This is a genomic window from Yersinia sp. 2466 StPb PI, assembly GCF_041538325.1.
In the GTDB taxonomy this organism is placed as follows: domain Bacteria; phylum Pseudomonadota; class Gammaproteobacteria; order Enterobacterales; family Enterobacteriaceae; genus Yersinia; species Yersinia enterocolitica_E.
In genome coordinates, this window is record NZ_JAULSL010000001.1 from 1,763,584 (window position 1) to 1,787,734 (window position 24,151).

Below are 24,151 nucleotides of genomic sequence, written 5' to 3' on the forward strand. Positions count from 1 at the left end.
ATTAATTAATTGCGGAACCAGACAGGGCGTCCGGCTCCGCAATAACTTAGTGAATCAATACAGCGAATCCACGTTGTCTTTGGTTACCCGTAATACATTGTGGAACTGGATCAGATGCTTATCTTGGTCAACTTCAGCTTTACCCACGCCAGGAATTTCCATACCTGACTCAATTTTTTCACCTTTCAGCACTTTATCCGCCACTGCGGTCAGTGCATAACCGGCAGAACCTGGGTCATAGGTCACGCCCATTGCGATATCACCGCTTTTAATCAAGGATGCAGCCTGTGAAGGGATCATCATACCGAACACATGGACGTTGTTTTTCGCACGTTTCTCTTTCACGGCACGGCCAGCACCGATCGGACCTTGCGAACCGAAGGCGACAATACCTTTCAGGTCACTGTGCGCTTTCATTAAATCGAGCGTGGTACGGCGTGAATCATCAATACTCTCGGCAACAGGCATGCGGCTGGTCACCTCAAACATATCGGGGTAGTGCTCTTTCTGATATTTAACAAACAGATCGGCCCACAGGTTATGCTGTGGTACCGTCAGGCTGCCGACATAAATCACATAGCCACCTTTACCACCCATGGCTTTTGCCATCTCTTCTACGTTATCTGCGGCAAATTTGGCGTTATCGATGATTTCGATATCCCAGTTGGCGCTGGGTTGCCCTGGAGATTCGTTGGTTAACACCACAATACCGGCCTCACGGGCTTTCTTGAATACCGGTTCCAGTACATCGGCATCGTTGGGCACAATACTGATAGCACTAACTTTTTTCGCGATTAAGTCTTCGATAATTTTAACCTGTTGCGGGGCATCGGTACTGGAAGGGCCGATTTGATAGGCTTTGATAGCCAGATCTTTACCGGCGCGATCCACACCTTCGCCCATGCGGTTAAACCACGGCATACCGGCGATTTTTGAGATATTAACCACTTCGACTTCCTGCGCCAGTGCACTGCCCGAGCACACCATCATGCTGAACAGACTGGCTGCCAACAGGGTTTTCACACTCAATTTTTTCATTTAAGGCTCCCGGAACTCATGTAGGTTGAGGTAATTGTTATTTAAGGTATTGGTGCAATAATCAGCATGCTGTATTACATGAATTTTATTTATGTTTTTAAAAAAATGAAGATTTAACAGGAAACAGATTTTACATCTTCACTAGATTTCCTGCTGGTGGGATCTAATACCTTGATAGCAGTTTCCCCCATATACATGAATGCTATTTACATGGACAAAATAGCTGCATTCCCTGTTTGTGACTGAAGTCATGATTTTGAGGGGCAAGACAAACAGAATTACATAAAAATGGTAAGCGGCAGGTTAATAACAGTGAGGTTTACATGGATATTCTGGTTCAGATGATTCTTAATTTTTTGCTATCATGGCCTGATGCTGAATGACGGGTTAACGCACGCCCCCAGGCACCATGGTTAACAGGTGTTGGCGGGGGTAGTGGCGATTGATATTGCGCTGCTGCAATTGCCAGAACACCTGCTCCACGTCATGCCGTTGACGGTCAAGCAATAATCCAACCACACTGCCACTGTGGGCTACGTTCAACCCGTATAAATCCAACTCCTCCACTAGCCTCAGCAGGGCGCTAAAGTCAGGTTTTACCAGTAAACGCTGGCTGGCTTGCGCACTCAATGTGGTGGCCTGACCCAGCAGTGAACAATCGTGGCGCTCGGCGGCTTGGATAAACAGTTGCCATGCCCGTTCCAGTGAGGTGGCACTGGCTAACAGCGCCGGTTGACGATCACGGCGGTGGTAATCCTCGGTTTTGAGAATCTGTGGGCTTTCCAGTAACAAAATATCTACCACTGGCTGCCAGTTATAAGAGATTTGTGTTGCGGCAGTTTGGTGGTCAAACAGTGTCAGTTGTTGAAATAGGGTGCTGTCAGTGGGTTCCAGCCTGACGCACAGTGCTGCCAGTGCGGCTTCATTGAGTGTTTCACCGAGATGGCGGGCGGTTGCCAGTGCGGTGGCGGCGATATCGGCGGTACTGCTGGCAAGTCCTTTTGCTACCGGAATGGTGGAATCAAAACTGATGTGCAGGCCATTAGCCATCTGTGCAGGTTGGCCAAAATAGGCCAGTACCGCCGCCAACATCTGGCGCATGCGTGGGCGTTCATTCTTGCCCGGTACGCCATCGGTCACCGAAACCGTACTAAACCAGTTGACCGGGCAGGAGATAAGCTTCTCCCCCCCCAGTATCCAACCCTGAATCAGTTCACCACAAGAGGCCGGGCAACGGGCTTCAGCCATGACCAAAGACCTGCTGTAAGGCACTGATCAGCCGTTGGTTATCTGCCGCGCTTTTAATGGCTACACGATAGTGGTCGCGGGTTAGACCGGGGTAATTAGCACAATGGCGGATCAGAATATGGTGCTTTAATAGCGCGTGTTGCAGATTAAGTTCAGGTTTAAGGCAGCGCAGGAAAATGTAATTGGCGCACCCTTGCCACACCTGCAACGCTGGCAGGGCGGCTAAATGCTGATATAACCAAGGTCGCTGCTGCGCCAGCCATTGATGTGTGGCTTGAATATAAGGTTGGTCGTCGAGAATAATCTCACCCGCCAGTGCGGCAAAAGCATTGATAGTCCAAGGCTCGCGTTGCTGTTTCATTTGCGCCAGCGCCGCCAGATCGCCACTGAGCAGATAACCGAGGCGCAACCCTGGAATGGCAAAGAACTTGGTCAGTGAGCGTAACAAGTATAAGTGTGGGAAATCCGCTAATTGAGGGGTAAGCCCCGGCGCATCTGGCAAGAAATCGATAAAAGCTTCATCGATAATTAAAGCAATATGGTACTGATGGCAACATTGCACAATGGCTTGCAGCAATTTGGCATCAGGCATCAGGCCGGTCGGGTTATTGGGTGTCGCCAGAAATAGGCAGTCTGGGCGCTGTTGGGCTAATAGCGCCAGTAGACGTTCATCGGGCTGATAGCCGTCTGACTCACTCATCTGATAATCATGAATCTGGCAGCCGACCCGTTGCAGGGCGCGGCGGTATTCAGCAAAGCCCGGAGTCAACAGTACCGCAGTGCGGGGTTGCAGATGCTGCACCACTGCGTAAATCAGCTCAGTGGCACCATTGCCTGCCATAATATTCTCTGGCAGGCAGTGGTGAGCACGGGCCAGCGCTGCATGTAATTGGCGATACTCAACATCAGGATAGTGTTCGGCACGGGCCAATTGTTCGATAATCGCCGTTTTCAAGGATTCCGGCATGCCCAGCGGATTAATATTGGCACTGAAGTCAACGATATTGGCTGCATCTGTGCCGATTTTCAGTGCCATTTCCAGCACATTCCCACCATGCTCACTCATTGCTACTCTATTCCCCTATATAGCTTGTGCGTTTAGAGTACCATACCCTTCGTCCTTGATGCTGTAGGGTTGTTCGCTACACTCACGCACCCGAATCACTTACTTGTCGTTGACCCTATATGAATAAGCTCATCGGGATGCGTTTACTTGCTGCCTACCTACAACGCCAATGACTTTGGGTATATCAGCGAGGGAATGGCGTTTAGCGACAATAGCTCCGGCGTGAAGGCGAGCACATCTCGTAGGCGAACCACGTCGCCAATAACAATCAGCGCCGGTGCCGATAAACCCTGCGCGGCAACCTGATCGGCTAATGTAAGCAGTGTGCCGCTGGCAACTTGTTGCTGCTGGTGGCTGGCGTACATCACCACGGCGGCAGGGGTGGTGGGGGCTTTCCCCCCGGCGACCAATTGCTGGCAAATGGTCGTCAGTTGTGTCATTCCCATCAGGATAATCAGCGTACCTTCCAGCTTGGCTAATGTTGCCCAGTCCTGTGGCTCATTGCCTTGGCGCAAATGGCCGGTTATCACATGAAAGCCTGAGGCATAATCACGATGTGTTACCGGAATACCGGCATAAGCCAACCCGCCAATGGCGGAGCTTATCCCTGGAACTACCTCAAACGGAATACCAGCCAACGCCAGTGTTTCAGCCTCTTCACCGCCACGGCCAAAGACATAAGGATCACCACCTTTGAGTCGCACCACATTTAGCCCACGTTGGGCGCAATCAACCAGAATTTGATTGATTTCTGTTTGTGGCACCAAATGGTGGTTGGGGTTTTTGCCCACGTTGATCATTTCACAACCATCAGGGGCTTCTGCCAGTAACTCAGCACACACCAAACGGTCATAGACCAACGCGTCAGCGCGACGAATAACATGTAATCCCTTCACCGTAATCAGCGCGGCATCCCCTGGCCCAGCGCCTACCAACCAAACTTTCCCACTTTCCATATTGCCTCTTATTGTGCGGCGAGGGCCGGTTGTACCGGCAGATTCAGGGCCACGCGAATGACATCACGGGCAATCATTAATTCTTCATTGGTATTGACGATAGCAATCTGTACCGGCGCAGAGTCATGTTGGATAAACGGCTGATTGTTGATATTTTTCTCTTCGTCCAACTCGATACCGAGAAAGGCTAAACCACGGCAGATTTGCTGGCGGGCTGTGCGGGCATTTTCACCGATACCGCCGGTAAATATCAGTGCATCAATTCCGCCCAGTTGCACGATATAGCTGCCAATCACCGCGCGGATACGTTCGGCAAAGAGGTCGAGCGCTACTTTGGCGCGCGGGTTGCCGTTGGCGGCGGCTTGTTCGACATCGCGATAGTCATGTGAGATGCCGGATACGCCCAGTAAACCGGATTGGTTGTTAATTAAATGGTTAATTTCACTGGCATTTTTTCCTTCTACTTGCTGAATAAATGGCAGGATGGAGGGGTCAATATCACCGCTCCGGGTGCCCATCATGATACCGGCCTGTGGGGTGAAGCCCATCGAGGTATTCACCGACTGGCCGTTGCCGATAGCACAAATGCTGGAGCCGTTGCCAAGATGGCAGGAGACAATGCGCAGTTCTTCCAAGGGGCGCCCCATTCGTTCGGCGCAAACGGCACTGACATATTTATGACTGGTGCCATGGAAACCATAACGGCGAATACCCAGCTCTTCATAGTAGCGCCACGGTAATGGATACAAATAGGCCGTCTGGCTCAGTGTTTGGTGGAATGCAGTATCAAATACCGCCACCGCGCTGGCATGGGGTAGGGCATGTTGGAACACCCGGATACCGAGCGCATTAACCGGATTATGCAGGGGGGCCAGTGCGCCAAGCTGTTCTATCTTATCCAGCACCTCGGGGGTTATCACGACCGAATCGGCGAATGCTTCACCGCCGTGCGCGACACGATGGCCGACACCGGTAATTTCATCCAGTGAATCAATAATATTGTGTTCAATCAGCGCGTGAAGTAGGTGTTCAGCACCTTGGCGGCAATCGGCGATAGGCAGAATCTCGCGCCATTTCACATCTGTGGCGCGGAGGTTAAATATCGCATCATCCATACCGATACGTTCAATTAATCCCTGACAGATCACTTTTTCATCAGGTAAAGAAAACAACTGAAACTTCAACGAAGAACTGCCGGCGTTAATCGCCATAATCTTACCGGGCATGCGACTCTCCAGAATGATTCAAATAAGTAATAAGGTCGGTTAATCCCTCACCGCTCAGCGCTGAGGTCACAAATAGGTGTTGCGCCCCCGCCTGCGTGAGGCTGTCAGCAGCCCAACGCAATTGGTCTGGCTGGTTAACGGTGTCGGCTTTACTGATAATGCCAATTACCGGCTGGTTGAAAACCTGCGCCAACATCGGGGCAAACCAGCTTTGGGTCGCATCCGCATTTTGTACCAGCCCCACCACATCCGCTTCACAGGCGCTTGCCAGTAACGCACTGTATAAACAGCGGTTTTCCAGGTATTCACCGGGAGTATCAATGGCATTGTCCTGCCAGATAATGGCTTGGGTTTTCTGGTAATTAAGCGCCTCACCCTGCAAACGCTGGATAAGCGAGGTTTTGCCGCACTGGCTAGGGCCAATCAACATGATGCGTTGCATGGCATCAGGTCCGGGTCATCGGGCAGGCGGTAAATTTCATCATGTCGCCGAGGGTGTGGATCACCTGTTTCAGCGCATATTCCACCGCTGACACATCACCGGTAAACACCACCGCACCGGTGAAACGGTCGATAAAACCAATCTCAACCGCACCGGATTTGGTGGCGATATCACTGGCAATAATCGAGGCTTCGCTAGGGGTAATGGTCAGGATGCCAATGGCGCTACTGACATCATTCAGCCCCAGTTTTTTGTAAAGTGCCTTATTAGGATTGGCTATCAGATGTGCCAGGGTTATCTGTTTACCGGGAACATATTCCTGAATTACGCGCTCGGGGGTGCTGCTCTTTTCCATCATGCCTCCTGAACTAACTGACGCCATAGCGCCTCATGGGGCCGTGGGATCACTGAGCTGTAAACCAATAATCCCTTCTCACCGGCACACTGGCTGGCAACGTCCACGGCAGTTTGTACATCAGCAATATCGCCGCTGAGCACTTGATAACATTTGCCGCCGATGCCAAACGCCATATGGATGCGCACCAGCGTGACATTGGCCGCTTTAACCGCACGGTCGGCAGCAGTAATACAGGCCGCCACACTCCAGGTTTCCACCACACCCGCCGCTTGACGATTTTCCACCGTATTCAGGCCGCTGATCGCCGGCAATACGGATGGATGAAGGTTGGGCAGGACGATGCTATCGACCAGCAGATGCCCGCTGTGCCGCTCTCCGTTTTGTACCGACTGGGTGACGGCACCGATATCGCCACCGACCATCAACAGATATTTACCGGGGCACAGAGTTTTGCTCACCAATAGGCTGACGTTAGCGCTTTTCAGCATCAAGTCGCAGACCTCCATGCCCTTGGCGATACTGCTTAATTCAACAATTCCAATGGCTTGTGACATAGCCCTTCCTTTTAATAAACATCAGCCCGTTTAATGGTGATGGCATTTGCGCTGATGGCCGTGACCGTGCCGCTGATACTGGCATGCACCGGTGCGCCTAACGCGTTATTCGGAATTTGGCCAATAAGTTGACCGTGATCGACCCGTTCGCCGACCGTGACCACGGGTTCGGCGGCAGCCCCGATATGCTGGCGCAATGGCAATACCACCTGTTGTGGTCGGTAGCCTTGTTCGCTGAATGGCGCGGCCTGATACCAGTCGGTGAGATCCAGACGGGCAATCAGCCGTGATATCGGTACCATACGGTAATTAGCCATCGGATCGGCCTCACGTAGCGCCCCTTGATAGCGGGCACCTTGCGCCCGCAACTGCGTTTTCAGCAGGCGGTTTATGCGCATCGGTGAGATATCTACCGGGCAGGCGTAGCTTTCACACAGCCCGCATTCCGAGCAGGTCAGAGCGCTGAGTAAAATGTCTGGTGTGGCAACTTGTTGATAGGTTATCGCGCGCACCAGCAGATGCGGGGGTAGCTCATGGCCAATCAAGTGACGCGGGCATAACTCGGTACACATGCGGCACTGCTCACATACGGTACGAGCAATGGCTAACACATCCTGGTCGCTGCGGGCGCGGCGGGTAATCAGTAAGTGATCAGCGGGCAGTACCAACAGGCCGCCGGTAGTTTTGGTTACCGGTTGGTCAAGGTCATGCAGGGCATGGCCCATCATCGGCCCGCCATTGATATAGGCCGGATTGTTGATGGTAGCCCCTCCTGCCAGCGCCAGAACCTCGCGCAGCGGGGTACCCAGCGGTACCGTCAGGGTTAAGGGTTTCGCCACCGCACCATTTACGGTCAGGGTGCGGCGAGTCACCGGCCATTGCTGTTCCACCGCCCGCGCCACATTGAGTAGCGTTTGCACGTTGTTCACCACCACACCGATGCTGACCGGCAGCGCGGCAGGTGGCACCCGGCGACCGGTTGCCAGCCAGATAGTGATAACCTCATCACCGGCGGGATAGACATCGGGCAGAATGTGCAGCCGGATTTGTGATGGTAGCAAGGGGGTTAGTGCGGCAATCGCCTCACTATATTTGGCTTTCAAGGCGATGATGCCTTCGCGTGCGCCGGTGGCTTTCATGCCATACAGCACACCGCGCACCAGTCGGGCTGCCTGGCGCGGCATCAACTGCTGATCCACTTTCAGCATTGGCTCGCACTCAGCCGCATTGACCAGAAAAATCTCGGCCTGCGCTTGTAGCTTCACCGCCGTTGGGAAACCCGCACCTCCGGCACCGACCACACCCGCGTGCTGAACCCGTTGCTGAATAGTCACGGCATCACAATCAGCCAGTTCACCGTAGGCGGGTAGCAAGCAGGTATCCGCACTGTGTAGGTCACTCATAAAGCGCCTCGATAATCCCACGGATATCATTGCCGTCAGCCGCACGCGGGTTAGTGCGCAGTGTCACATCGGCAAGTGCGGCGGTAATTATGTCGGGAATACGTTGCTCTAACTGGCCCTCATTGATTTTCATCGCGGCCAGCGGCTGAGGTAATCCGCATTGGCGTTTGAGTTGTTCAATCTGATGGACCAATTGGTTAACTGCACTGCGCTCATCGCTATTTTCTGCACTGAAATGGCACAGTTTTGCCAATCGCGCATAGCGTTTACATGCCCGCGCATCAAGCGCGTTAAAGCGAATCACCGGCACCAATAGCAAGGCATTCGCCAAACCGTGCGCGATATGAAATTGCCCCCCCAACTGGTGTGCGATAGCATGATTGATGCCCAGACCAGCCTGGCTGAATGCCATGCCAGCCAGCGTGGAAGCATTGTGCATCTTGCCTCGGGTAATTAGGCAATCGCCTTTGCGGCAAGCGGTGGGCAGATGGCGGAACACCAACTGCACCGCTTTTTCTGCCAGCGCATCAGTAAAGTCACTGGCACGTGGTGAAACATAGGCTTCCAACGCGTGAGTCAACACATCCAACCCGGTATTGGCGGTGATAACTGGCGGTACGGTAACCACCAGAGCCGGGTCCAGAATGGCGATGTCCGGGTAAATCTCATCGTCAAACAGGGGGTATTTAATACTCTTTTCCGGGTCGCTGATTACACAGGCACTGGTCACTTCTGAACCCGTGCCGCTGGTGGTTGGGATAGCAATACAGGTCTCGATCTCTATCCCCTGTTTACGACTAAACCAGACAATGGCTTTCGCCGCATCTAGCGCGGAGCCACCACCAAAACCAATCACCACATCGGGGCGCAAGGCATGCATCTGCTCAATGCCCTTAACCACGGTGTTAATGTTCGGGTCCGGCGTAATGTCGCTGAACAGACTGATTTGGTTATCCTCTGCCAGCACTTGTTTCAAGCGATCCAGCAACGGCGAGGTGGCCAGAAAACCATCGCAGACAATCCAGATTTTGCGCTGATGGAAGCGTTGCAGCACCTTAAGGCTGCCTTCCCCGCTGTAGATACGTGTTTGCAGGAAAAAAGTCTTCATACGTCCTCGCTCAGCGAATGGAAAAACCGTTAGTCAGCACACAGCGACGCTGGCGCGCAAAGGTGCGAGCCGAGGTGGTGCCTTCGCCGGTCGGGGTGGCGATGGTAAAGGTGGTAAAGCCTTCACCGCCGACGCCTATCCCGGCATAGGACGGGCCGTTTTTAACAAAAATAGAGGTTTGTAACAGTCGGGCGGCCAGATTCAGGCGTGAGACATTTTGTGAGTGCATGGTGGCGGTATGGTGCAGGCCACCTTCCACTTGCAGTGCCAGCGTCAGGCCGGCATCAAAATCCTTTACCCGGACCACCGGTAACAGCGGCATCAGTTGTTCGGTAGTGACCAGCGGATCGTCACCAGCCACTTCAACCAGCAGCAAGCGCGGTGCTTTGGCCGGACAAGCGATGCCCGCCGCTTTCAGCAGTTCAAGCGGGCTTTTACCCACCAGATTCTTATTGGCGTGGCCTTGAGGGGTCAGGCAGGCTTTGCGCAGGCTGTCGACCTCTTGCGGATTACTGATAAGTAACGCATCGAAGGCTTGCATCTGTTGCAACAACCGATCGGCAACACTTTCCACCACGATCAGGCTCTTTTCAGCGATACAGGGCAGGTTATTATCGAATGAGGCTCCTGCCACGATATCCTGCGCCGCTTTTACCAATTCAGCCGTTTCATCCACCAGACAAGGTGGGTTACCGGCCCCCGCCCCAATCACTTTTTTGCCGCTCTTCATGCCCATTGCCACAATGGCAGGCCCGCCAGTGATAGCCAGCAAGGCGATTTTGTCGTGCGCCATCATCTGCTGAGTGGCTTCAACGCTTGGCTCTTTCACGGTCACCACCAGATTGCGAATGCCGCAACTGTTGAAGATGATTTCTTCAATTTGGGCGATTAAATCCAGTGATACCGATTTAGCGCCTGGGTGTGGGCTAAAATAGATGGCATTACCGGCAGCTAACATACTGATGCTGTTATTAATAATGGTTTCGGTTGGGTTAGTGCTAGGGGCAACCGAACCTATCACGCCAAAAGGCGAGTATTCGAATAACACCATGCCGCCATCGCCGGTCAGCGCCGTGGTAGACAAATCTTCAATACCTGGGGTGTTTTCTAACGCAGCTTTGTTTTTCAGCAATTTATCTTCTTTATTCCCCATGCCGGTTTCACTGGCACCGCGTTCTGACAGTGAAGGCAACTGTGCTTTTAGCTGTTCACGCAGGGCGCGGATAATCGCGCTGCGGGTCTTCATCGGGCTTTGTTGATAACGCAAAAATGCGTTATGAGCGGCATTGACAGCTTCATCCACGCTGGCAAAAATGGCGCTGGAGGCAGACGCGGGTGTGGGCGTCAGTTGCTCAATGAGGATAGTGCGAATGAGAGATTCAAGGTCATTGGTATTCATTATTCATTCCTCAGATGTAAAGCCGATATGGCCGCTTCTGCTATGTGCATATCTTGTTCGACGCTACCGCCGCTGATGCCTAACCCCCCCGCCAATTGGCCGTTACGCCATAGCGGGTAGCCACCACCAAAGCTCACTACTTTGCCACCGGTACTGGCCTCAAGCTGGAACAGGTCGGCCCCCGGTTGTACGGCATCGCTAAGTTGGTGAGTTGCCGTTTTCATCGCCACCGCGGTCCAGGCTTTTTTCGGTGCCAGTTCGCTGCTGACCAGCAAGGTGTCGGGCATGCGGTAGGTCATAATCATGTTGCCGTGGCGGTCAGCCAGTGCTATGACCACGGCAATTTGTAATTTCATAGCGGCATCGACCGCCAATTTAACTAACTGATGAACATCAGAAAATCCCAGAGAAGCCGCTGTTTGTGGCTGACTTGTGGCTGGGGGGAGTGCTGTTGCCGCCAGATAACGGGCCACCACGGTTTGCGTGGTGTGTTGTAACTGTTGGCGCTGGTCTTCATCACGAGCCAGTGCATACAGGCAATCCGATAAACGGTTTAGGTATTGCAATAACACCGGGCGTACCGGGACTTGTTCAGCCAGTTCAATCAGCCGCCGTTCACAGCGCCGTGCCAGAGTGCGGGCAAAATGCAATCGGCTACCGGCTTCACTGCTACCCGGCAGAATAAAACCCTGTACCGGTGGCAGCCCCGCCATACAGCGGTCTACGGCTTGCTCCAGCGCTTGGATCTCGGGTTCATTAATACTTTTGCGCCCGGCAGGCGGTGTGGCGATACCTTCGCTTGCCAATTCAGCGCTGAAATAAAACAACTGATGTTGTATGGCATCGAGTAATTGACGGTTTTCCTCACCCTGCGTCACGCGGGCACACAAGCTCAGTGCTGCATTGAGTTCATCCAGCGTGCCGTAAGTTTCCACCCGGGGATGGCTCTTTTTCACACGTTGTCCGGTGAACAGGGCGGTGGTGCCCGCATCGCCGGTTTTGGTATAAATGCTCATAAGGTCCCCGTTCAATCAGTAACAACATTAATCATCAGTAAGAACATTCATCGACGATGGCGACAATCGCCAAATCGATGGCATCATTCGGCTCGGAAAATACCCGTCTGGCACTGGAACCGCCTGACAGCAAGACCAAATCGCCCTGACCGGCACCGACCGAATCGACGGCCACTTCGTCCGGCGTTTTGCTGTCGGGTGGCAGTGAGCCATCACCGGCAACACGGCGTACCAGCAGCAGCTTCCTACCGATCAACGTGGGTGATTTTTGCGTTGAGACCACGGAACCTACCACTCTGGCCAGTTGCATGATTTACTCCTGCCTTAACAGTTGAATGTGACGGGCTGACACGGTGTCCTGCGCCAGCGGTGTAACCAGCGTGTGGCTTGCAATGAGTAGCCAGCCGGAGTCGAGAGTGGCGATATCGCGATAACTTAGAACCTTGCCCGCGTGTAACCGTATAGCAACGCCCTGACTGTCGCTGAAACTGAGCGGCAATGAATGCAGCGCGGCACAGGGCAGAGCAGCCAGCAGTTGGCGATGTAAGCTGATATGCACTTTCATGCCCCATGACCATGCCTCGTTTAGCGCCGCCACCGCAGGGCAGGTGGTATTGAACTGCGCCAGCCGGTGGATAAATGCCAGGTCTGGCAACATCAGATGCAGCGTGGCATGGTGCACGAATACCGATGGATCAAGCCCGGCGCGCAATTGAGGCAGTAGCAGGGCGTGAACCCGGCGTTCGCGCTCAACTAACCGCGTGACAATCTGGCTGACCAGTTGTTCGGTTTGCGCCTGAGTCAGATTCATGGCCGCGTTGTCCCTGATGACGTTAATATCGTGGCAAACGCCGCAGGGTCGTCGGCACCCGCCGCATTGGCCTCGTCGGTATCGATATGCATTTCCAGTTTCATTTGGGGTGAAACGCGGATCGCCACATCATCCAGTATCAGGCGACGGCCACTGCCCTGAATGGCAACTTGTACCCGGTCACCGTGTTTTACCCGATAGATAAGGGCATCCAGCGGCGACATATGAATATGGCGCAGTGCCACAATCACCCCGCGGGGTAACGTCAGCTCAGCGAACGGGCTGACTAACGTGATGGCTGGGGTATCGTCCAGATTGCCAGACATCCGCAGGGGAGCATTGATACCCAGCGTGCGTGCATCGGTACGGGAGATCTCCACTTGGCTGTGGCTACGCAACGGGCCAAGAATACGCACATTTTTCAGGCTGCCTTTCGGCCCGACCAGCGTTACCGTTTGTTCGGCGGCGTACTGGCCGGGCTGGAGCAGCGCTTTCTTTTCAGTAATCGGCTGCTGCGGGAACAGCCGTTGGTAGTCCTGCACCGAAAGATGCAGGTGTCGGTTAGAAACCCCAAGTGGGATCGGACGAAGACGCATTTCGTCGAGGATCTTATTGACAACGGGTTCCAGTAACGCTTTTTCCATCAGACTTTTCCTCGTTTACCCAAGTGGATACAGCGAAAGCGAGGCTCGCCTTTATGGCGTCGGCAAGCCGGATCGAGGCAGAGATTACAGCTCACCCGGGGAGCGATTAGAGCCTCACTTTCCACACTACTTTCTTCGGTGCTGATTTTTTCAGCACTAAAGACAGGTTCAGGTACATCATCTGTGGCGGTCGCCGCAGCGGGCTGAGGCTCTGCGGCTTCCGTCTCCTCGTTAATGGGGGCTGTAGCGACAACTGGCTCTATCGCCACGGCGATTTCGGGGGCCGCGACCTCGACAGTCTCTGTCAGCCAATAGGCCAACAGAGCTTTTGTTGGGCGAGCCAGTACCGCGCGCGACACCAATCCGTGATGCAGTTCGGCAAAGGCGGCACCAGTACTGATTGCCGCCTGCACCGAGGCCACATCACCGGTCAGACGAATTAACATCCAGCCAGAACCATTGGTTTTTTCTATACCTATCAGGTTGATAGATGCTGATTTTGCCATCGCATCCGCCGCACTGATCGCCAGCGCTAGACCGCTAACTTCAAGTAAACCCAGTGACGTTTTCACGCTGTGCTCCTCTTCTTACCCTTAGGCAGAGGTCGGTAAAATGGCTTCTACATCGCTGTGTGGGCGTGGGATCACATGGCAGGATTTCACTTCACCCACCGCGCTGGCAGCCGCAGAACCGGCATCAACAGCGGCTTTTACTGCGCCGACATCGCCACGTACCATCACGGTGACCAGACCGGAGCCGATTTTTTCGTAGCCCACCAGTTGTACGTTGGCGGATTTGACCATGGCATCAGCCGCTTCGATAGCAGCGACCAGACCTTTGGTTTCGACTAAACCTAATGCGTTATTCATGTTTCATTTATCCTTGTTATCAAGTAAGGGCTATCTTGTTTGCCATTTTGAACCAGGGCAGTGCTCGCCATCCTCACGAACCTTGGCATTTACAACACCAGGTGTACGCTCCGGTGGCTGTGCGCTGGCCAAGTCCAAACTGCCTGCACCGACAACGCCCTGAGATTTGTATGGGGTTACTTAAATGGTAAGCCTTTGACTAACCGGGCCGCGTTATTGCCAAGCTGCCGTAGTTGGTCCTCGTTCTGCCCGCGCCGCTGTCGAAATAGCGGGTTGGCGGGCGGTAAATTACGAAAATGCACGACTACTTCGTCGCCGGAACAGGCCAGCCCGACCAATAACGGAGAGCGGGTGGCGGCCTGCCAGGCGCGTTGTGCTACATCACCGTCGTCGTCTTGTTGCCAACGCCAGGGAATGCCTTCCTCCTCAATACCCAGCAGCACCTGATGCCAAACGGCTTCGGGTGTCGGTGTCGTCAGACTGATCACTATTGCGGGGGCGTCATGGGTGAAATTCATCCGTGATTCTCCCGTTGATAGGCCAGAATCAGCCCGGTGGCTACCGCATTACGTGGCCCCTCGCTGGCGCGAATGTTGCCGCGCCCCGCCACCAATTTGTAGTGAGAGAGCGCATCGGTGACCAATTGCGGAATTTCAAAGTCCAGCGACGAGCCGCCAACCAACACCACGAAGGGGATATCGCGGATATTGCCGGTCGGGCTGACTTGACGCAGGGCGCGAAGCGCATTGGTAACAAACACCCGCTCTTTGGCGGAGCGGCGGATATTGCGCACTTTTTCCAGCGCGTAATCTCCCGGCAGTGGCACTAAACCTTCCGGCTTGACCACCACCAGTCGGGCAAAAACCTCTGGCGGCAGCGGTTGTGGGAAGAACTGAACGCTGCCATCTTCATGGCGCAGGTGGAACAAGCTTTCCACTTTTGCCAGCGGGTACTTTTTGATGTCCTCTGCCAGATAGCGGTCTTGTAAATCTAATTCAGAGGCGATGATCATCGTGACCATATCGCCAGCTCCCGCCAGATGGGTGGCGACGATTTGGCCCTGAGCATTGATGATGGAGGCGTCGGTAGATCCCGCCCCCAAATCGAGGATGGCGAGTGGCCGTTGCGTCCCTGGTGTGGTCAGCGCGCCGAGTATCGCCGCTTCGGCTTCTGCCCCCCCAACCTGAACATCAATATTCAGTGTCTTTTCGATTTCTCTGGCGATATGCGCCATTTGCAGGTGATCAGACTTCACCATGGAGGCGATGCCCACCGCTTGTTCAAGCGAGAATTCGCCCGCCAGACCGCCGGTGACATTGACCGGCACGGCAGTGTCTACTGCCAGCAAGTCTTGAATGAAGATCTCATTGGTGGGTTTGTTGGTCAGTTCCGCCATGGTTTGGCGAACGTGTTCGAGCATGCCGCCGATATTGGTTCCTGCTTCACCACTGACATTGTCCAAATGACGGAAGCTGTTGACCGCCGTCATAATGGCTTCACTTCCGGTCGCCACATCAACTCGTACCGTGCGGCCGTCAGCGAATAACTCCAGATGACCGGCCGGTATCGAGCGTGCTTTAACATCCCCTTCTGGGGTTTTCACTACCACCGCCGAGCGGGTACCAATCAACGCTCGCGCCACCGGCACAATGTTTTTGGTTTCTTCGGCAGTCAGTTCAAATACGGTGGCAATGCCATAGGGGTTAGAGAGGGTTTCAATCACTTGACCCGGCATAGCAACTTCTACCGCCGCCAGCATGCCCATCGGGATGCGGTCGATATGTAGCACCTCATCAACGATTGGTAGCGGGTGCGCCAGCCGATTACTGACCAGCACGCCATCGTCTCGTTGCAAGATAACCGCCGTGATACGATAGCCAGCGCCGTTGGCAGCATTCACCACCGCCGCAACATCGGCGAAATCCACCGCTGATGGCACCACCAGAATATAAGGTTGGGCAGGGTCACGGGTGACCAACTCGTCAATAGTAATGGTCAGCCCAACCCCCAATCCCAGTCCACCGGGGGTTTTCGGGTTATGACCGATCATGGTGGATTCGGTGATGATGGTTTCGGTAATTGTCTCCATCGCCACATCACCGATCACCGGTGTGGCCTCGTTAATGCGGATCAGGCTGATATCGCTTAGTGCAATACCGGCCTTTTCCACCAACATATTCAGCGCCTTGTTGATGCCGAAAATATTGCGTTGAGTCCCTTTGATACCCGTCGTCTCGGTCAGGGTACTGGTAATAAAGTGCAACTGACCACCAGCCGTGCATTGTGCTAATGCCACTTCTGTTGACGAGTTACCAATATCCACACCGACGATGTAATCCATATCCGATCCTTAAATGACTAATAACGGGATGTCGTGATCAACGGGGCTATCGTACCTAGGGGCGCTCCGGCGGCTTACGCCGCTACGACCCCCACGGCACGCTTCCCCTTGATTGATATCACTGCGTTAATCGTCGCCTTTTAGCTTCTTACGCTGGACATACAAAACGGCAGCTTCACGGACGAATGCCGCACAGATGGTCGCTTTGTAGGTCTGTTCCAGGTCGTCGGCGATAGCGTTCAGCTCCTCTTTGCTGGAGCGGAATGGACGTAGGGCGTTATAGATATCCAACACCTTGTCATCCGGTACTGCCGTCAGCTCGGCTGCACGCTCGAAGTTAATTGCCAACAGTGGACGACCTGCATCACGGGCAATAGATGCCTGAATACGCAGGATTTCCGGTGTAATCCGCAAATCTTGCGAAGTGACACTGCCGTTCAAAACGTTAGCCAACGTGAGGTCATCCAGCGTTTTGTTAGTGGCCGTTTTGACCCAATCAGGGTGTTTATTTGCCAGCGGATAATCAGAGACTTTGGCATCATTGCGCGAACTGGCTGCTGGTGCCGCACAAGCAGCCGCAGGTGTCTGGCCTTGCAAGCTGTTCATCTTGCTCAGCACATCGCGAACCATGGATTCAATAGCTTCGGAATTCATTGTGTTTTCCTTTGTTAAAGCGCCACCCGGAGTTCCTGAGGATTCTTGCCGGTCACCACATATTTGGTTTCTTTAATATGCAGAATCGCTGATTTGGCCTGATATTTTGGCCGTGCCATTTGGTCGTTCAGGGTAGGAACCGGTTGTGGTGATTCCCGTTTGGCATAACGCGCGGCGTTTTTACCAATTTGGCGATAAGTTTCCAGCGTCAACAGCGGGGCCTGCGGGAACAACTCCAGATTGGAGAGCGGCGGTAAGCCTTGCTGATGAATCACCGTAGTGCCTTTGGATTGAATGCCGATGGAGATACCGGAACCACTCAGGCGGTTACCCTCGACGGCAACAAACGCCACGTCGGAGGATTTAAAGCAGCGGATAACCCGTGCTTTAATGCCTTCTTCTTCAATACCGGCGATCAGTTCGCGCAGAATATTTTTGTGCGGGATACCGACGATGTTAGCCGTTTGTGATAGGCCAAATGCCGGGCCGACGGCAATGATCACTTCATCCTGATTGCTGCCAGGGCGGGCTTCACCCACTTCGGTCAGGAAATTTCCTTCAGCAACAGTAGCCGTAGCCGCTGCGGGTTGGGTATCCTGCTTAAAGGAGACGGTATTTTTGTCTCCCTGCATTTCCTGCAATACGCCTTCGATAATTTGACGTAACAGTTTTTCGTTAATATCCACCATCTCGTGAACCCCTTAACCAAGCTCATTCGGATCAAGCGCGTTTGGAATATTTTTGATCTCTTCCCAACGTGCACCTTCCAGCCGGTAACCGGTAGCTGGACCCGCGTAGTCATTGACGTCATTCACCGCTGACAGCACTTGGTTGTCACCTTTAATGATCGCCGAGGTATGCAGGTAGTCACCGGCAATTTTGGCTTTCTGGATGTTGAGCATGTCTTGCGCTACATCTTCGAAACCGCCTTGTGCCAATGCTTTTACCACTTCCAAACCGGTGCGGTTTTTGCTGATGATTTCCTGAGCGAACTTGATGTCTTCAACGATGTTACGTTCCGGCATATCTTTCGAGCCGTGTGCATATGTCGCCGCAATCACTTCTTCGTCAGTAATGGGTGGCAGGCCCATACCGGCAAATACTGCTTGCAGCGCACGGGCAGCTTTATTACGAATCGCCACCACGTCAGCTTCCTGCACCGGACGCAAGCCACCATCAACTTTCAAGTCGCGCTGCAATACGTTGTAATCGTCAAAGTCTTCGGCATCTTCGTTGGAACCGGCGAACATGTTGTCGTAGTTAGGTACCGCAGAAAAACCAGAGGAGATAAAGTCAGTACCCGGCAGGAACTGCATCAGCAGACGGGCGGTACGGCGCATATCGGAGTGGGTAAAGGTCTGGTCGTTACTGGAAGCACATTCCAAATCCAGTGCAGAGCAAATCAGGTTTTCTGCCAGGATGGCCCGGATGCCTGATGGCACCGCAGACGGCACGCCGACACAACTGACTGAACCATTTTGCAGCCCCTGAACCCCGGCAGCTTTGGTGATATAGATACAGCGAGCTTCCAGATACAGCATGGATTTGCCTTCGGCATAACCCATTTGCACCTCGGAGCCTGAACCAGAGGTAAAACGCATTTTCAAACCGCGTGATGCATAGGACGAGGCGAGGAAGCCTTTGGACCACGGCGTGTCATCACCGTCGGTAAATACCGGCTCAGTACCGTAAACCGAAATGGTTTCGGCATAACAGGTATGGCCCAGCATCCCCAGTTTCAACTCGGTGGCTTCTTCCAGCGAACATTGCGTCAGCACACCAGGGCGACCCACTTGCGAACCGACTAACAGCGCGATGGCATTGAATGGCGCATAACGGGCCACGGCCACAGTAGTTTCCTGCTCATCGAAGCCACGGTATGCGCCTTCGGCGGCATCGGCGGCAATCTGCACTGGGTTATCTTTAACGTTAGTGACGTGAGCCTGTTGTGATGGGGTACGACGTGCGCGCATTTTCTGCATCGACATCATCATTTCCACCACGTTCATATGAGAAACCACCTCGACAATTTTGGCCGGGGTCATCGCTGTAGTGAGTGGCACAATGGTGCGGCGCGATACGTTAGGATCACACAGCATATTGGCCAACTTGATGGAGTCCATCTTCATCACTTCTTCCGCATGCGCCAGATTGATACCGTAGCGGGCGATAAAGTGGTCTATCAGGTCGAAACTGCTTTGTGGCTTACCGTCTAATTCGGTCACCACACCGTTAACAATCTTGATGGAAGGTTTTGGATCATTCGGGCTTTCCATGGCAATAAAGCCTTCCTCGATCCACTCTTTGACAAAGCCGTCCTGATTAACCGGGCGTTTCGCCAATGCTTCAAATCTTTTCGATTTCATGAAACAGCCTCACTGTGGCGTCAGATATAAGAAGGGCGGTCGTTTTTCGGTTCAGAACCCAAGGTCGCTAATACCGTTTTGCCAATCTCACGGGCAGAAATCACTGCCTGACGAACTGCGCCAGAATCACCGGAGATAACCAGAATCACTTCGTTACTGAAGCTGGTGCCATGTGCAGGGGAGCTGTAAGCCACCACGTCAACGTTGGCAGATTTCACGGCGGTATCCGCCATCAAAACACCAATCGACGCCGGTGCACCGACTATCACTCCGCAAGAACGGCCCAATGGCGCGCCAAATGCTTTTTCCAATGCGTGGCTGGCACGTGCGCTGTACTGCAATTCAATGTGACCGGCTTCATTGGCGTAAACATCGCCGAAGGTCCGATCCAGCTCTTTCAGCGCCACTTCGACGGCACGTTTCACATCAGAAACATCATCACCACCGAAGATGATCAGCGAGCCATGACCGGCACCGCCCTTGGTATCGCGGGGTAACTCAATACTGACCACTTCAGTATTAGTGGCTTTGACAGCTTCATCGGCCGCCATGATGTGCGGGCCAGCGCCGGTACGTGCGCCCAAAATACCGATGGAGCGATAGCGTTTTTCCAGCTTCATTGCGTCCAGTAGGGCGCTGTCGACGTTGGCGATCACCAGTCCGACCGTGTCACCGATCGCGGTACCAACAAATTCCGTTAAACTGCAAGTCTTCTCAGCCATAGCCGTATCTCGTTGTTTATAGGAGGGTTGTTTAGAAGACGCCGGAGCGTGTTCGCTGACTTTTGCTATCACCTGCGCCATGATTTGGTCGACCAGGTCATTGCTTTTCATTAGCTATTTCCCTTTGGCAAGAACTTCTCGACATCGGTGTGTGGACGTGGGATGACATGGGTCGATTTCACTTCACCCACTTTCGCAGCCGCACTTGCACCGGCATCAGTGGCTGCTTTAACTGCGCCCACATCACCACGTACGATGACGGTGACCAGACCAGAGCCAATTTTTTCATAGCCGACTAATGTCACATTGGCCGATTTCACCATGGTGTCCGCAGCCTCAATGGCTGCAGTCAACCCTTTGGTTTCCACCATTCCTAGTGCTTCTTGTTGCATAAATACCTCGACGGGGATGTCAGGAACCTGATGTTTGTGCGTTGGAAATGCAGCTATTACGGTTTCAAACGCGCTTCAGGTTCTAAAATAAAAACTGTCGTGTTGGTGCCATTCAGTAAATTTAAAAAAATAAATTCGGTAAGTTTAAAAATAAAGTTGTCAGGTTCGTGCTGAGAACGAATATACAAACAAGCAATGAAAAAGAATGGCTGTATTGAATTTACTGACGGGAATGGTTAGTGAGGAAATAACAAATTATTGTCATGGCTATAACTTAATGTTATGTTTTAAAACGTTATTTCGTTGATATTGGGTGGTAATAACTGGCTATTGCATATTCAGAATTACAATTTATTAGGTGACAGTAGGTATTAAATCTGCTAATTGCGCACCCGCCCGATTAATAGTTCGCGTGATCGCACGCATAAATATAATGATACACCTGAGGGGGGAGTAGCCACAAAAGTGCGAGCTTGATAACAATAACGGAAAGAATAAATGGCAAGAAAGTCATATAGCTGAATAAAGCATAAAAGTGCCTGTTAACACGGTGTTGGCGCTAACTTTTCTGCGCAAATGACAATAATTTGTTATTGAAGGTCTATTTTTTGTTTAATTAATGGCACATCACGACAACACTTTCATTTTTGCTCTCTTTATAGTGGCTGGGTCATGGGCCGTGCATTTCCATACCCGTCATACTTCGAGCTACATGTGCGTTGGCTGCCTTCGTTCACCCCAGTCACTTACTGATGTAAGTTACTGGGGATTTACTCAGTTGCCGCCTTCCTGAAACTCGAATTATTTAGGGTACATAACGTATTAATTTAATAACAAGCAGGGTAACCCTATGAACGACTCACTAAAAGCGCAGTGTATTGCGGAATTCCTCGGTACCGGGCTGTTTTTGTTTTTTGGTATTAGTTGTTTAGCTGCATTGAAAGTAGCAGGTGCCAGTTTTGGTTTGTGGGAAATCTGTATCGTGTGGGGGCTGGGTATTTCACTGGCGGTCTACCTGACGGCAGGAATTTCCGGTGCTCACCTCAACCCGGCCATTACTATCGCGTTATGGCTATTTGCCTGTTTCCCCGCACGGAAAGTCATCCCGTACAGCATTGCTCAAGTTGCCGGTGCTTTTGGTGGCGCGGCACTGGCCTATATGCTCTATCATAATTTATTTACTGATTTTGAAGCCGCACACCAGATGGTGCGTGGCAGCATGGAAAGTCTGCAATTAGCCAGTATCTTCAGCACCTTCCCATCACCGGCAATCAGCGTATGGCAGGCTGCATTTGTTGAAATTATTATCACCTCGATTCTTATGGGGCTGATTATGGCACTAACTGATGATGGTAACGGTGTGCCACGCGGTGCATTAGGTCCACTATTGATCGGTATTCTGGTGGCGGTTATTGGTGCTTCTACCGCTCCATTAACTGGTTTTGCCATGAATCCAGCACGTGATTTTGGTCCTAAATTATTTACCTTCTTTGCTGGTTGGGGAAAAATCTCAATGACCGGCGGCCGTGATATCCCTTATTTCATTATTCCGATTGTGGCGCCGATTATTGGTGCTTGCCTCGGGGCCGCAGTTTATCGCTTCCTCATTGGCAAAAATCTACCTTGTAATACCTGTAAGTTAGAGGATGAGAAAGTTAATTTATAAAGCAACGTGGATTCCTCATCTGACACTGGGTGAGGAAATTTCGTGATCCATTCTGGTTAATGGCTCATTAATGGTCCCCTGACGTTTATGACTCTGGTAGAGTAAATTGTTACTTTACCTTTTCAGGGAAATAGATTTTAACCTGGTGAATAGGAATGACTAAATAACAATGTTCTAACATATTACTTATTACAGGGATGCTTTATAACAATAAAATAAAATTTAATAACAATAAATTAACTGAGAGGTTTTATCATGATTTCTGCCAGTTCTCTTAACTCAGAGCTCATAAATAAAATCGCCCAGGATTTTGCCCAAGCCACCGGATTGGCGGTGGTGGTGGTGAATATTCACGGTGAGGAAATCTCTGACCTGTTTAATTTCACCCCATTTTGTCAATTAATGCGTCAAGATCCGGTTAACCATCTGCGCTGTCGGATGAGTGATCGTTGTGGTGGCCTTGAAGCGTCCAAATCCAATGAGCCCTGCATCTACCGCTGCCATGCCGGATTAACTGATTTTTCTATTCCTTTGGTGATTGCCGGCCATCTGGTGGGCTTTGTGTTATGTGGTCAGGTCCGGCTGCATGCAGATGTTTACCTTATTGATATTCTGAATGTCGATAATAACTGGCAGCAGAATCCGGCGCTAATGGATGAGTTCCATAATGTACCGATAATGGATTTTTCTCGAGTAATAGCCTCGGCTGATTTGCTGAAGCTGATTGTTGAGAACTGCCTGAAAAAACACCTCAATTTTGTTGTAATCAATGACAATATGGGGAGTAAAGAGCCGGGCAGAATACGGCCGGTCCACCCGCATGACAGCAAAATGAAGAAAGCACTACGCTATATAGACACGCATTTGTCAGAAGAGCTCCGGTTGGAAGAAGTGGCTGGCAAGGTGTATCTCAGTCCTTACTATTTCAGTAAATTATTTAAAAAATATCAGGGGATCGGCTTCAATGCCTGGGTCAACCAACAACGCATGGCCAATGCCAGAGAGATGTTGCAGCACAGTGATTGGAGCATTGCCAGTATTGCCAAAAATCTTGGATTTTCCCAAACCAGCTATTTTTGCAAGGTGTTCCGCCAGACCTATAATGTGACACCGCAGGTATTTCGTTCACTTTCTTCTGAACGCAGTGAAATGGAATGACAGTTATTGATCTAATAACAATTAGTCATGCTCTATGCTCACGTTTATATATTTAAGAACTGTGATGGGTATTAATATATTAAATAAATAATGACAATTTTTTGTTATGCTCTTAAATGTCGTTATCTTTTTAACTGATTGTTTTTAAATTATTTTTAATAATGCAGTGGCAATTATTTGCTGTGTTGACACCAAAAAATAATCCCCAAAAAATGAAATTAACCATTTTTTATTTGTGGAAAAGAGTATATTAACGTTAACCGGATTTAATAAATCAGTTGACGTTACAACTGTGTAAATAAAGAGATAAATTCTATAGCGAAATAGAAATAAAATAATCTACTGTATTAGATAAATACATACCCCAACGTAGTTGGCGTTGCAGCAAGGTAGCAAACGAACAAACCCGTGGAGCTGACTAAGGTCAGTGATGCAGGTGCGTGAGAGTTGCTAACAACACTGTAGCTATCAATACGAGGGAGAAGTTACTGAAATGGTTATGTCGTGTACGCATTGGCACTTAATACACGACAGGGAAGGGGGTGACAATCCCCCGCAGCCCCCGCTGCTGTGATGCCGACGAACCCGCTGAAACCACTGATCCACCGGATTGGGAAGGTGCGGGAGAGGATGACGCTAAGCCAGAAGACCAGCCAAATCGGTAAAATATATTCAACTCCTTCGGTGGGAAGTGGGTTGTCATTAGATGCGCGC

Annotated in this window: 26 protein-coding genes and 1 riboswitch; of the genes, 2 read left to right on the forward strand and 24 right to left on the reverse strand. The window is 51.8% G+C overall.

The genetic code is table 11. The features are described from left to right. Window positions 1-54 precede the first annotated feature (54 nt). The 24 genes from Q2T72_RS07935 to pduA all read right to left on the reverse strand — a co-directional run bounded on the left by Q2T72_RS07935 (window position 55) and on the right by pduA (window position 20,613). Entirely contained in the window at window positions 55-990 is a 936-nt protein-coding gene (locus Q2T72_RS07935; protein ID WP_227746594.1) for an autoinducer 2 ABC transporter substrate-binding protein, read from the reverse strand. Window positions 991-1,425: 435 nt separating this feature from the next. Next, complete coding sequence (locus Q2T72_RS07940; RefSeq protein ID WP_372568924.1) at window positions 1,426-2,286, reverse strand: GHMP kinase; 861 nt, start codon at window positions 2,284-2,286, stop codon at window positions 1,426-1,428. Continuing rightward, a complete protein-coding gene (gene cobD, locus Q2T72_RS07945) occupies window positions 2,279-3,352 on the reverse strand; it encodes a threonine-phosphate decarboxylase CobD (RefSeq protein ID WP_083159282.1) in 1,074 nt (357 codons plus the stop codon). The genes Q2T72_RS07940 and cobD overlap by 8 nt, the downstream gene beginning before the upstream one ends. A gap of 158 nt (window positions 3,353-3,510) precedes the next feature. Further along, window positions 3,511-4,308 carry a uroporphyrinogen-III C-methyltransferase gene (cobA, locus tag Q2T72_RS07950; protein WP_083159281.1) on the reverse strand — a complete coding sequence of 266 codons (798 nt, stop codon included), beginning with the start codon at window positions 4,306-4,308 and terminating at the stop codon, window positions 3,511-3,513. An 8-nt stretch (window positions 4,309-4,316) separates the two neighbouring features. Beyond that, on the reverse strand, window positions 4,317-5,534 hold the full coding sequence (locus tag Q2T72_RS07955) for an acetate/propionate family kinase (protein ID WP_372568925.1): 1,218 nt from the start codon (window positions 5,532-5,534) through the stop codon (window positions 4,317-4,319). Beyond that, entirely contained in the window at window positions 5,524-5,976 is a 453-nt protein-coding gene (locus Q2T72_RS07960; protein WP_083159279.1) for a EutP/PduV family microcompartment system protein, read from the reverse strand. Before Q2T72_RS07960 ends, Q2T72_RS07955 begins: the two co-directional genes overlap by 11 nt. Window positions 5,977-5,980: 4 nt before the next feature. Beyond that, a complete protein-coding gene (gene pduU / locus Q2T72_RS07965; protein WP_032813079.1) occupies window positions 5,981-6,331 on the reverse strand; it encodes a propanediol utilization microcompartment protein PduU in 351 nt (116 codons plus the stop codon). After that, a complete protein-coding gene (locus Q2T72_RS07970; RefSeq protein ID WP_005185285.1) occupies window positions 6,331-6,888 on the reverse strand; it encodes a BMC domain-containing protein in 558 nt (185 codons plus the stop codon). The genes pduU and Q2T72_RS07970 overlap by 1 nt, the downstream gene beginning before the upstream one ends. Before the next feature lie 11 nt (window positions 6,889-6,899). Continuing rightward, window positions 6,900-8,291 carry a 4Fe-4S dicluster domain-containing protein gene (locus tag Q2T72_RS07975; protein ID WP_372568926.1) on the reverse strand — a complete coding sequence of 464 codons (1,392 nt, stop codon included), beginning with the start codon at window positions 8,289-8,291 and terminating at the stop codon, window positions 6,900-6,902. Then, a complete protein-coding gene (locus Q2T72_RS07980; protein WP_083159277.1) occupies window positions 8,284-9,399 on the reverse strand; it encodes a 1-propanol dehydrogenase PduQ in 1,116 nt (371 codons plus the stop codon). The genes Q2T72_RS07975 and Q2T72_RS07980 overlap by 8 nt, the downstream gene beginning before the upstream one ends. Window positions 9,400-9,409: 10 nt before the next feature. Beyond that, the gene (locus Q2T72_RS07985; protein WP_372568927.1) at window positions 9,410-10,798 is read right to left on the reverse strand and encodes an aldehyde dehydrogenase family protein; all 1,389 of its coding nucleotides are present in this window, start codon (window positions 10,796-10,798) and stop codon (window positions 9,410-9,412) included. After that, window positions 10,798-11,814: a cob(I)yrinic acid a,c-diamide adenosyltransferase gene (locus tag Q2T72_RS07990; RefSeq protein ID WP_372568928.1), complete on the reverse strand. Its 1,017-nt coding sequence runs from the start codon at window positions 11,812-11,814 to the stop codon at window positions 10,798-10,800. The genes Q2T72_RS07985 and Q2T72_RS07990 overlap by 1 nt, the downstream gene beginning before the upstream one ends. A gap of 34 nt (window positions 11,815-11,848) precedes the next feature. Then, window positions 11,849-12,124, reverse strand: a complete 276-nt coding sequence (locus tag Q2T72_RS07995) for a EutN/CcmL family microcompartment protein (protein WP_005185294.1) — start codon at window positions 12,122-12,124, stop codon at window positions 11,849-11,851. Between the two features lie 3 nt (window positions 12,125-12,127). Beyond that, window positions 12,128-12,625 (reverse strand): microcompartment protein PduM, encoded by a 498-nt coding sequence (gene pduM, locus Q2T72_RS08000; RefSeq protein ID WP_372568929.1) that lies wholly within the window; start codon window positions 12,623-12,625, stop codon window positions 12,128-12,130. Next, a complete protein-coding gene (locus tag Q2T72_RS08005; RefSeq protein ID WP_083159273.1) occupies window positions 12,622-13,269 on the reverse strand; it encodes a phosphate propanoyltransferase in 648 nt (215 codons plus the stop codon). Before Q2T72_RS08005 ends, pduM begins: the two co-directional genes overlap by 4 nt. Further along, window positions 13,269-13,841 carry a BMC domain-containing protein gene (locus Q2T72_RS08010; protein WP_083159272.1) on the reverse strand — a complete coding sequence of 191 codons (573 nt, stop codon included), beginning with the start codon at window positions 13,839-13,841 and terminating at the stop codon, window positions 13,269-13,271. Before Q2T72_RS08010 ends, Q2T72_RS08005 begins: the two co-directional genes overlap by 1 nt. A gap of 21 nt (window positions 13,842-13,862) precedes the next feature. Beyond that, window positions 13,863-14,138: a propanediol utilization microcompartment protein PduJ gene (gene pduJ, locus Q2T72_RS08015; protein WP_004090424.1), complete on the reverse strand. Its 276-nt coding sequence runs from the start codon at window positions 14,136-14,138 to the stop codon at window positions 13,863-13,865. 176 nt (window positions 14,139-14,314) lie between these two features. Further along, window positions 14,315-14,656: a glycerol dehydratase reactivase beta/small subunit family protein gene (locus Q2T72_RS08020; RefSeq protein WP_032906379.1), complete on the reverse strand. Its 342-nt coding sequence runs from the start codon at window positions 14,654-14,656 to the stop codon at window positions 14,315-14,317. After that, the gene (locus Q2T72_RS08025; RefSeq protein WP_372568930.1) at window positions 14,653-16,479 is read right to left on the reverse strand and encodes a diol dehydratase reactivase subunit alpha; all 1,827 of its coding nucleotides are present in this window, start codon (window positions 16,477-16,479) and stop codon (window positions 14,653-14,655) included. The genes Q2T72_RS08020 and Q2T72_RS08025 overlap by 4 nt, the downstream gene beginning before the upstream one ends. A 126-nt stretch (window positions 16,480-16,605) precedes the next feature. Then, window positions 16,606-17,133 (reverse strand): propanediol dehydratase small subunit PduE, encoded by a 528-nt coding sequence (gene pduE, locus Q2T72_RS08030; protein ID WP_083159270.1) that lies wholly within the window; start codon window positions 17,131-17,133, stop codon window positions 16,606-16,608. Between the two features lie 14 nt (window positions 17,134-17,147). After that, a complete protein-coding gene (locus tag Q2T72_RS08035) occupies window positions 17,148-17,819 on the reverse strand; it encodes a propanediol/glycerol family dehydratase medium subunit (protein WP_372559863.1) in 672 nt (223 codons plus the stop codon). A gap of 15 nt (window positions 17,820-17,834) precedes the next feature. Further along, on the reverse strand, window positions 17,835-19,499 hold the full coding sequence (gene pduC, locus Q2T72_RS08040) for a propanediol dehydratase large subunit PduC (protein WP_372568931.1): 1,665 nt from the start codon (window positions 19,497-19,499) through the stop codon (window positions 17,835-17,837). Window positions 19,500-19,519: 20 nt separating this feature from the next. Then, complete coding sequence (pduB, locus tag Q2T72_RS08045) at window positions 19,520-20,332, reverse strand: propanediol utilization microcompartment protein PduB (RefSeq protein ID WP_004699354.1); 813 nt, start codon at window positions 20,330-20,332, stop codon at window positions 19,520-19,522. After that, complete coding sequence (gene pduA / locus Q2T72_RS08050; protein WP_032906380.1) at window positions 20,332-20,613, reverse strand: propanediol utilization microcompartment protein PduA; 282 nt, start codon at window positions 20,611-20,613, stop codon at window positions 20,332-20,334. Before pduA ends, pduB begins: the two co-directional genes overlap by 1 nt. 850 nt (window positions 20,614-21,463) lie before the next feature. Here pduA and pduF point away from each other — a divergent pair. Together pduF and pocR are read left to right on the forward strand one after the other, a co-directional pair. Further along, window positions 21,464-22,279, forward strand: coding sequence for a propanediol diffusion facilitator PduF (gene pduF / locus Q2T72_RS08055; protein WP_083159268.1), 816 nt, complete (start codon window positions 21,464-21,466; stop codon window positions 22,277-22,279). Window positions 22,280-22,534: 255 nt separating this feature from the next. Beyond that, on the forward strand, window positions 22,535-23,437 hold the full coding sequence (gene pocR, locus Q2T72_RS08060; RefSeq protein ID WP_083159267.1) for a regulatory protein PocR: 903 nt from the start codon (window positions 22,535-22,537) through the stop codon (window positions 23,435-23,437). A 485-nt stretch (window positions 23,438-23,922) separates the two neighbouring features. Then, a riboswitch (cobalamin riboswitch) is annotated at window positions 23,923-24,110 on the forward strand. Window positions 24,111-24,151: the final 41 nt, after the last annotated feature.